At 60.1% G+C, this 1,528-nt stretch carries 1 protein-coding gene and 1 pseudogene; one reads left to right on the top strand and one right to left on the bottom strand.

The annotated features are described in order from the left end of the window. Positions 1-400: pseudogene (locus WCJ41_RS22255) on the bottom strand (IS21 family transposase); the annotation flags it as partial. A gap of 334 nt (positions 401-734) precedes the next feature. Here WCJ41_RS22255 and WCJ41_RS22250 point away from each other — a divergent pair. After that, on the top strand, positions 735-1,205 hold the full coding sequence (locus tag WCJ41_RS22250; protein ID WP_336908017.1) for a cache domain-containing protein: 471 nt from the start codon (positions 735-737) through the stop codon (positions 1,203-1,205). The last annotated feature ends 323 nt before the right edge of the window (positions 1,206-1,528 follow it).

Here is a 1,528-nt window from a genome sequence, read left to right as displayed (position 1 = left end):
ATTGGAAAGCCTCTCCCGGGGCAAAGGCCAGCGGCACAAATGTACCGCGCCCGCTCGTCTGTGCATCACGCTGGCGTTCAGCCTTCCAGGCCCGCACAAAGGCCGCTACCCGGCCGTAGGAGCCGACGTAGCCCAGAGAAACAAGGTCGGTGTAGATCTGCTTTGCTGTGCGGCGCTGCTTTCGCGACTTGCCCGCCTCCACCCGGAGCCACGCCGCCAGCTTCTCGGCAAACGGGTCCAGGTTGCTCGGCCGGTCGGGAACCTTGAACTTCGGCTCCACGGCGCCCGCCCGCAGGTATTTGCGGATCGTATTGCGCGACAGTCCTGTCCGCCGCTCGATCTCCCGGATCGGCATCCCCTCGCGGAAATGCCAACGTCGGATAACGCTCAAAAGTGCCATGTCGATCACTCCATGATCCCCCGGTCAAAATGCCAGGGGGAAGGTCAGAACATGGGTCAATTCTCAGTGGAAACTTGTGCCCTCCCGGGTCAACTCTCAGTGCAAATCAACAGGTGGGTAGTGAGACGATTTTGTTCGTCTGGGGTTGATTCAACGGCTGAAGTACGGATTGCTCCCAGTCTGTTTCGAGTCTCTACTGGCTGTTTCTCGTCCAGGCTGAGGAGTTCTGTCGCGAGAGGTTCGTTTCGCGGTAGGCACAGGCCGATCTTGCAACCGCAGCGGATTTGCGCAAAACTTGAATTTGATACGTAAGTCATCTGGTGGATATCGGATAATGGGACTGAACCGCAGAAAGTTGCTGGGCACTTGTGTCATGGCGGGCCTCGGGCTCGTGTGGGCCGCCGGGCCGGCGCTTGCCGGGCCGGAGGAGAAGGCCAAGGCCATGGTGGCCAAGGCCATCGCGCTTTACGACGAAAAGGGCGAGGCCGCCTTGCAGGTCTTCAATGAGGGCGCGGTATCGGGCTTCCTCGCGGGCGAGATCTACATCGTGGTGGAGTCGCGCGGTCCGGACGGCAAGGTGCTGGCCCATGCTGCTGCCCCGAAGATGATCGGCACGCCACTCGCGCAGATCGCCGATCCCACCGGCAAGAAGTTCGGCGTCATCATGAGCATGGATGCGACGGAAGCGGGCGGCTGGTTCGATTACCAGTGGCCGGACCCGACCACCGGCAAGCTCGGCCAAAAGAAGTCCTGGGCGGTGCTGCACAAAGACTTTGTGTTCATCGCCGGCTTCTACGCCCACTGAGGCGCGCGAGACTTTAGCGCGTCAGCACGTAGAGCGTGACCGCGCAGCTGCCATGATTAGAGACCAGCCGTCGGTTACCGAAAGGTGCTGCAATCGAACCCAAATATCTTGATGTTGAAAGCGCGCATCCAATTGACGTGACCGGTTTCGTCGCCCGCGCTGGCGGCGAAGACGATCATGCACTAGCATTCAAATTGGCCCACTCGTTGGGCCTGATTACGAAGAGATGCAGATGGAAAGACACTTTTCGCCGTTTGAGGACACGCTCTGGTGGGCCACGGCTATGTCTGCTCCCGCGACTTCAGAGCTTGAGGGCAGGAAGA

It is taken from the genome of Aestuariivirga sp. (assembly GCF_037139295.1).
Taxonomy (GTDB): domain Bacteria; phylum Pseudomonadota; class Alphaproteobacteria; order Rhizobiales; family Aestuariivirgaceae; genus Aestuariivirga.
The sequence above is the reverse complement of the archived record's forward strand: the minus strand, read 5'-3'. Positions and strand labels throughout refer to the sequence as shown.